Origin of the sequence: Actinomadura logoneensis (assembly GCF_003428695.1) — a bacterium.
GTDB lineage: Bacteria > Actinomycetota > Actinomycetes > Streptosporangiales > Streptosporangiaceae > Spirillospora > Spirillospora logoneensis.
The window spans coordinates 1-7,651 of the sequence record NZ_QURH01000162.1 but is presented as its reverse complement, the minus strand read 5'-3'; the positions used below and the strand labels follow the sequence as shown (position 1 = coordinate 7,651).

7 protein-coding genes and 1 pseudogene are annotated in these 7,651 nt (G+C 73.7%); 3 read left to right on the top strand and 5 right to left on the bottom strand.

From position 1 onward, the window contains the following. A pseudogene (locus DZF91_RS39575) lies at positions 1-898 on the top strand (serine/threonine protein kinase); the annotation flags it as partial. Between the two features lie 243 nt (positions 899-1,141). Further along, on the top strand, positions 1,142-1,945 hold the full coding sequence (locus tag DZF91_RS08450) for an alpha/beta fold hydrolase (protein WP_199486501.1): 804 nt from the start codon (positions 1,142-1,144) through the stop codon (positions 1,943-1,945). Between the two features lie 127 nt (positions 1,946-2,072). On the opposite strand, the gene DZF91_RS08445 is transcribed toward DZF91_RS08450, so the two are convergent. Both DZF91_RS08445 and DZF91_RS08440 read right to left on the bottom strand, forming a co-directional pair. Further along, complete coding sequence (locus DZF91_RS08445) at positions 2,073-3,446, bottom strand: sensor histidine kinase (protein WP_235834162.1); 1,374 nt, start codon at positions 3,444-3,446, stop codon at positions 2,073-2,075. Beyond that, on the bottom strand, positions 3,443-4,096 hold the full coding sequence (locus DZF91_RS08440; RefSeq protein WP_117356924.1) for a response regulator transcription factor: 654 nt from the start codon (positions 4,094-4,096) through the stop codon (positions 3,443-3,445). The genes DZF91_RS08445 and DZF91_RS08440 overlap by 4 nt, the downstream gene beginning before the upstream one ends. 185 nt (positions 4,097-4,281) lie before the next feature. Here DZF91_RS08440 and DZF91_RS41030 point away from each other — a divergent pair, with 185 nt between their 5' ends. Then, positions 4,282-4,458 carry a hypothetical protein gene (locus tag DZF91_RS41030; RefSeq protein ID WP_199486500.1) on the top strand — a complete coding sequence of 59 codons (177 nt, stop codon included), beginning with the start codon at positions 4,282-4,284 and terminating at the stop codon, positions 4,456-4,458. Between the two features lie 77 nt (positions 4,459-4,535). Here the strand turns inward: DZF91_RS41030 and DZF91_RS08435 are convergent, their stop codons facing one another. The 3 genes from DZF91_RS08435 to DZF91_RS41900 all read right to left on the bottom strand — a co-directional run. Next, a complete protein-coding gene (locus DZF91_RS08435; protein ID WP_117356923.1) occupies positions 4,536-5,342 on the bottom strand; it encodes an inositol monophosphatase family protein in 807 nt (268 codons plus the stop codon). Further along, positions 5,339-6,340 carry a ferrochelatase gene (locus DZF91_RS08430; RefSeq protein WP_117356922.1) on the bottom strand — a complete coding sequence of 334 codons (1,002 nt, stop codon included), beginning with the start codon at positions 6,338-6,340 and terminating at the stop codon, positions 5,339-5,341. Before DZF91_RS08430 ends, DZF91_RS08435 begins: the two co-directional genes overlap by 4 nt. A 133-nt stretch (positions 6,341-6,473) precedes the next feature. Further along, positions 6,474-7,651, bottom strand: a 1,178-nt coding sequence (locus DZF91_RS41900) for a lytic murein transglycosylase (RefSeq protein ID WP_199486499.1), incomplete at its 5' end; no start/stop codon positions are given.

Genomic DNA, 7,651 nt, shown 5'->3' with positions numbered 1-7,651 from the left:
CGCGCTGCTCGACCAGGGCACCCGCATCGCCGCGCGCCTCGACGCCCCGCCGGCGCCGCACGTGCCGCCCGCGCAGCCGCCGTACGGCGGCGGTCAGCAGATCACCCCGCCGCCCATGCCGCTGCACCAGGGCGGATACCAGGGGCAGGGCGGGTACCAGGGCGGCGGCTACCAGGGCCAGGGCGGTTACCCGGGGCAGGGCGGCGCCGGTCCGGTGACCCCGCCGCCGCAGCCGATCACCCCTCCGCCCATGGCGATGTACCAGGGCGCCCCGCCGCAGCAGGGCCAGCGACCGCCGGCCTACGCGCCGACCGGTCCGCAGGGTCAGCTCCCGCCGCCGACGTACGCGCCGCCGAAGTCGGGCGGGTCGAACGCGCCGCTCGCGATCGGCATCGGATGCGGCGTGCTCGCGCTCGTCGCGATCATCGTCGTGGTGATCGCCGTGATCGCCTCCAACGGCGACGACCCGACGCCCCGCCCGACGTTCAGCGTCCCGTCGTACACGCCGTACTCCGGGTCGTCGGGCAGCGCGGGCGCCACCGGCATCATCGGCGTGTGGTCGGGGTCGGCGCAGCAGCCCGGGGTGGCCAACACCGCCCGGCGCAACTTCACCGCGAAGTTCTCGATCATCAACTCGTCGGGGATGGCCACCTACACCTACCCGGACGGCAAGGACACCTGCTACACGCGGCTGTCGGCGATCTCCGGCACCGCGTCCTCGGGCAAGGTGGTGTACCGGGAGACCCCGAGCATCAGCGACACCTCCAAGTGCGCCGCCGGGTACGTGACCTTCTACCCGACCACCGGCGACTTCCTGAAGCTGAAGACGATGCGGTGGGACTGGCGGGAGAACCTCAGCGACTCCAGCCCCGAGGCGTTCGGCACCGTCAGCAAGTGACCGGCCTCCGCGCCGGGTGAGCAGCCTCCGCGCCGGATGACCGGCACGGAGGCTGCGGAACAGACGAGCGGTGGGCGACCCGGCTTCGGCCGGATCCCCACCGCTCGTTCACTTTCCGGAACACGCTCCCCGCGCCGCCGTGCCCGATCCATCGGACAGGTTCTGCCATGCCGGCAGAGCCGCCGGGACGTACGGCCGCATATGCGCCATCTCTGCCCCCCGCCGTCCGCGATCATGGGCGGCATGGACGTGCGACGCGTGGAAAGCGACGGGATCGAGCTGGCCGTCCGGGACTTCGGAGGGCCCGGGCCCGTCCTGCTGGCCCTGCACGGCCACTTCGGCCACGGCGGCGTCTTCGCGCCCCTCGCCGAGGCGCTGGCCGGACGCTACCGGGTGGTGGCCCCCGACCAGCGCTCGCACGGACTCTCCGCCCACGGCGGCCTGCTGACACCCGACGCCTACGTCGCCGACGCGGCGACGGTCATCGACGCCCTCGGAACCGGCCCCGTCGCCGTCCTGGGGCACTCCATGGGCGCCGCCGTCGCCTTCACGCTGACCGCGCGGCGCCCCTCCCTGGTGTCGGCACTGATCAATGTCGACATGACCGTCCTCAACACCGAACCCGAGACCCGTCCCGTCCTGGACGTCTCGGACTGGCCCCGCCGCGCCCCGTCCCGCGACGCCCTGCGCGAGGCCGTCGAGGCGCACGGCATCCCGGACGCCTCGTACTTCATGGACAGCGCCGCCGAGTTCGAGGACGGCTGGGGCTTCCTGTTCGACCTGGACGAGCTGATGGCCTCCCAGCGGGCCCTGGTCGGCGACCACTCGCAGGCATGGCGCGCGTCCGCCCGAGGCGGCCGGCCGGCGCTCCTCCTGCGCGGCGGCGAGACGTTCATGCTCTCCGAGCCGACGGCGCACCGCATGGTGGCCGAACGGCCGGGCACGACCCTGGTCGAGATGCCCGGCTGCGGCCACTGGCTGTACTCCGACGCCCCCGAAGCCTTCGCCAGGGAGGTGGGCGACTTCCTGGACCGCCACCCGTGGTGACCCGCAGGCGCACCGACCGCGGTCACCCTTCCGGCGCGGCGCCGAACCTCCGAGGCCGCCGGCCGATCGGTGGGACGACGACGCCGCGATCATCGCGGACCGTCATGGCGCGAACGAGGGGCCGGGCTCAGGTGAGGGGCAGGCGGACGGTGATCACCAGGCCGCCGCCCTGGCGGGGCGCGGCGTAGACGCGGCCCCGGTGGGCCACCACCACCGACCGGACGATCGACAGCCCGAGCCCCGCGCCCTTGGCGGACTCCAGCCGGTCGGCGTTCAGCCGCCGGAACGGCTCGAACAGCCGCTCGATCTCGTACGCCGGGACGACCGGGCCGGTGTTCTCGACCTGGACGGTCGCGTACCCCGTCAGCACGCCGGTGCGGACCCAGACCTCGCCGCCGTCGGAGTTGTGCTTGATCGCGTTGTCCACCAGGTTGCCGACCAGGTGCTCCAGCAGGACCGGGTCGCCGAGCGTCGTGCCGCTGGTCAGCTCGCGGTGCACGGTCACCTCGTTCGGCTGCTCGCGGCGCTCCAGGTTCGTCAGCACGGTCGCGGCGACCTCCGACAGGTCGACCGGGGTGCGCGTGGTCAGCTCGCGCTCGCTGCGGGCGAGCAGCAGCAGGCCCTCGATGAGCCGTTCGTGCCGGGCGTTGTTGGCCAGCAGCGTCCGGCCGACCGTCCGCAGGTCGTCGGAGACCTCCGGATCGGTGAGCGCGACCTCCAGCAGCGTCCGGTTGATCGCCAGCGGGGTGCGCAGCTCGTGCGAGGCGTTGCCGACGAACCGGCGCTGCGCGTCGAACGCGTCGCCGAGCCGCGCCAGCATCGCGTCGAAGGTGTCGGCGAGCTCCTTGATCTCGTCCTCGGGGCCGTCCAGCGCGATCCGCTCGTGCAGGGTGGACTCCGACAGGCGGCGCGCGGTCGCGGTGACCCGCTGCAGCGGGGACAGCGCACGGTCGGCGACGAAGTAGCCCATCACGACCGCGATGATCCCGACACCGAGCAGCGCCAGCAGCGAGCGGATCAGCATCCGCCGCATGGCCAGGTCGCGGATCGCCTCGGACGAGATGTAGCTGCCGTCCGGGTAGCGGATGCCGGTGCCCGCCGGGAACACCGAGTCGAGCACCGACCGCAGCAGCAGGTAGGTGACGAACAGCAGCAGCATCCCGGCCAGGAAGAACAGCGCGCCGTACAGGACGGTCAGCCGCAGGCGGACGCTGATCCGGTTCGGCAGGGAGCGTAGGTCGGCCAGGAGCGAGGAGCCCTCGCCGCGGCCCTCGGCGGGCCGGTCGCCGGGCATGGCGAACGACCCGGTCGTCACCACCCCGACATGACCGCCGTTGGCCCCCGTCTCACCGGTACCCGCCGGGCCGCCCGGACCCGCCGAGCCGCCCGGACCCGCCGGGCCGCCGGGCCTGCCGTCGTGCCCGGGAGGGCGTCCGGCGGGCGCGGACGCCTCGTTCCTGCCAGGGGACGTCTCGTCCCGGCCGGGCTCGGGCGCGCTCACAGCCGGTACCCCACGCCGGGGACGGTCTCGATGACCGGCGGATCGCCCAGCTTCTTGCGCAGCGTCATCATCGTCACCCGCACGACGTTGGTGAACGGGTCGATGTGCTCGTCCCACGCCTTCTCGAGGAGCTGCTCGGAGCTGACGACCGCGCCCTGCGCGCCCATCAGCACCTCCAGGACCGCGAACTCCTTGCGGGTCAGCTCGATCGGCCGGCCGTCGCGGGTGACCTCCCGGCGGGACGGGTCGAGGGTGATCCCCGAGCGCTCCAGCACGGGCGGCAGCGGCGCGGACGCGCGCCGGCCGAGCGCCCGCACCCGCGCGACCAGCTCGGTGAACGCGAACGGCTTGGGCAGGTAGTCGTCGGCGCCGATGGACAGGCCCTCGACGCGCTGGTCGAGCTCGCCCGCCGCCGTCAGCATCAGGATGCGGGCCGGGTAGCGCTGCGCGACCAGCTGCTTGCACACGTCGTCCCCGTGCACCCTGGGCAGGTCGCGGTCGAGCACGATGACGTCGTACTCGTTGACGCCGGCGCGCTCCAGCGCGCCCGCCCCGTCGTAGGCCACGTCCACCGCCAGCGCCTCGCGGCGCAGGCCCGTGGCGATGGCGTCGGCGAGCACCCGCTCGTCCTCGACGACCAGAACCCTCACGAACTCCCCCTCGATGTGCGTTCTCGCACTGCCCCTCCGGTATGCCACAGGGCTCGTAAGAGCCTCGTAAGGGGCCCGCCGGGACCGGACGGTGCCGCCCCGGCCACACGGCGCATTCGCGCTCGGAAACAGGTTTGAGTCAAGCGTAGGCGTGGGTAGGGACGGTCCGATCCGGGAGGAGGCCCATGGGCGAGCTGTCACGCCAGATCCAGCAGCGTCTCGACAACGCTTACGAGTCGCTGCGCCACGCCCACGCAGAAGGCGACATCTACCTGGTGGACATCAGCCAGGAGGAGATCAAGGAACTGCGCCGGATCGCAGCGAACAACGACATCGGTATCGACGCACCCCGGTGCGACTAGCCCCCGGTTCGCAAGCCCCCGCTGCGTGAGCGCACGAAGGCCCCGGACACCCCCGCGTCCGGGGCCTGCCTTCTGCGTCAGTCCCTGGCGGGGTCCAGGGGCTCCAGGACGGCGTGCAGGGCGTCGAACAGGTCGGGGGCGGCGGCCACGCACAGCTCGGGGCTCACGGGCGCTCCAGCGAGCCCCTGGACGCGTCCGCCGGCCTCCTCGACGATGAGCGCGCCCGCCGCGACGTCCCACGCCTGGACGCCGCGCTCGTAGTACGCGTCGACGCGTCCGGCGGCCAGGGAGCAGAGGTCGACGCAGCAGGAGCCGCCGCGCCGGATGTCGCGCACGCGCGGCAGGACGCCCGCCAGCACCTCGGCCTGGCGGGCGCGCCGCTCCGGGAAGTAGCCGAAGCCGGTGGCGACCAGGGCGCGGTCGAGCGGGACCCCCGTGTTGACCCGCAGCTCGCGGACGCCGGACGCGGTGTGCAGCAGCGCTCCCCCGCCCCGGACGGCCGTGTAGGTCTCGCCCCGGCGCGGCATCTCCACCACCCCGGCGACGGTCACGCCGTCCACCTCGGCGGCGATGCTGACCGCCCAGTCCGGCAGGTCGTAGAGGTAGTTCACGGTGCCGTCGATCGGGTCGACGACCCACCGGACGCCGCTGTCGCCGCCGCTGGAGCCGCCCTCCTCGCCGAGGAACGCGTCGCGCGGCCGGGCCGCGCGGACCCGCTCGGTGATCAGCCGCTCGGACGCCCGGTCCATCTCGGTGACCACGTCGGTCGGGCTGGACTTGGTGGCGGCGACGCCGAGGTCGGCGGGCCGCTTGTCCACCAGCATCCGGCCGGCCTCGCGGGCCGTCTCCAGGGCGAGTTCCAGCAGCTCGGACGGGTCGGTCATCGGCATTCTCCACAGGTGTCGGGGCGGGGTCCGAGCGAGCCGAGCGCGGGACGGTCCGTCCCGGCGCGCTCCTGCACGAGCTCGCGGACCATGCTGACGAACCGGGGGTGCGTCCCGGGCGTGGCGGCGCGGCGGAAGGTCAGGCCGAGCTCGTCGGCGGTCCCGGCGGCCTCCACGTCGAGGTCGTACTTGACCTCCATGTGGTCGGAGACGAACCCGATCGGCACGTTCACCACGGCCCGAACTCCGGCGGCGTGCAGGTCCTCCAGGTGGTCGCCGATGTCGGGCTCCAGCCACGGCTGGGTGGGCGGGCCGCTGCGGCTCTGGTAGACGAGCCTCCAGGGACGTCCGGGCGCGGCGTGCTCGGCCACGTAGGCGGAGACGTCCTCCAGTTGCGCCTGGTACAGCTCGCGGCCCGGCTGGGAGAGCGGGACGCTGTGCGCGCTGAACACCAGGTGCGCGCCGTCCCGGAGATCGTCCGGGAGGTCGGCCAGCGCGGCGCGCGCGGCCTCCACGAACGGCTCCACGAAGCCGGGGTGGTTGTAGTAGACCCGCAGCTTGTCGATCTCGGGCGCGCCGGGCACCTCGGCCCGGGCGCGCTCGATGTCCTGCGCGTACTGGCCGCAGCAGGAGTAGCCGTCGTAGGCGGACGTGACGAACGCGGCGGCGCGCCGGACGCCGTCGTCCGTCATCCGCCGGACGGTGTCGGTGAGGTAGGGGTCCCAGTTGCGGTTCCCCCAGTAGACGGGGAGGTCCGCGAGGCCGTGCGCGGCGAGGTCCGCCTCGACCGCCGCCTTCAGCTCGCGGCACTGCCCGTTGATCGGGCTGACGCCGCCGAACAGGTGGTAGTGCTCGCCGACCTTCGCGAGCCGTTCGCGCGGGATCCCCCGCCCGCGCGTGACGTTCTCCAAGAACGGGATCACGTCGTCCGGGCCCTCGGGGCCGCCGAACGAGATCAGCAGCAGCGCGTCATAGCCCGCCGTCGTCGCCTGGCTCATGTCTCCAATCCAACCAGGCGACGCCAAACGCCCCCGCCCGCCCCCCTTCACCGACCCCCTGCCGAGCTCGGGAAACGGGGCGGAGAGTCCGGACCGATCGTGCGGCAGCGTCTCACCGATCATGCGGCAGGGCCTACTTGTACTGGGCGGCGTACGCGCGGGCCAGGGCGAGGACCTTCTGGACGTACCAGTCGGCGTGGTTGTAGGCGAAGATCGCCCGGTAGAGCGACCGGCCGCCCCCGCCCGCTCCGCTGGCCCGGTAGAGCGACCGGCCGCCCCCGCCCGCTCCGCTGGCGCACAGGTACTTGGCGGCGGCGGGGATTGCGTCGTAGGGGTTCATGATGTCGGCCTTGCCGTCGCCGTCGCCGTCCACGCCGTAGATCGCCCACGTGGCCGGCATGAACTGCATCGGCCCGAGGGCGCCCGCGCTGGACCGGCCGGGGTTGCGGCCGTGGTCGCTCTCGACCTGCCCGATCGCGGCGAGGACCGTCCAGGACAGGCCGGGGCAGGTGGTGGCGGCCCGGCGGTAGAGGTCGAGGTAGCTGCCGGCCCGGCCGCCCTGGCCGGACGGCTGGTACTTGCTCTCGTGCAGGTTCACCGCGTTCGCGCCCGTGCCGAGGACCTTCTTCACCTGCCCGGCGAGCTTGACCGGGTCCGCGCCGGGGGCGTTCACCAGCACGGCGATGTCGTCCACCAGGCCCATGGCGGTGCCGGACTTCCGGCTGACCAGCATGTCGATGCCGGGCAGGCCGAGGTTCCCGGACCCGCCGAGCACCAGGTTCGGGACCGTCCGGCCGACGACGGGGTACTGGTAGCCGCGGCTGAGCTGGAGCTGTTCGGCGGCGTTGGCCGACACCACGAACTGCTCGGCGGCCAGGGCGTTCCACAGGTCGGCGCGCTTGGCGGTGCCGGGCGGCGTCCAGGACCGGAACGCGGACGGGTCGACGGCGAACGCGTTGACCTGCCGTCCCTGGAGCTGGACGGCGCCGCCGGCCACCGCGATCACGTCCTTGACGCGGCCCAGTTTCCGGATCCTGCCGACCTGCGCGCGGCTGATCGTCGTCCCGCCCACGGCCAGGACGTCCGGCGGGACGACGCGGCGCAGCGGGGCGACCTGCCCGGCGGCGGTGTCGAGGTTGGTCACCGGTCCGTTGCGCAGCGGGTCGGGCTGGGTGGCGACGGTGGTGCCGCCCCGCGCGTGCCCGGGCTCCTTCACCGTCAGCGCTCCGTAGACGCCGCCGGCGAGGCTTCCGGCGACCAGCACCCCGACGCAGGCCGCCGCGAGGCCCGGCCGCCGGCGCCTCGGCGGCC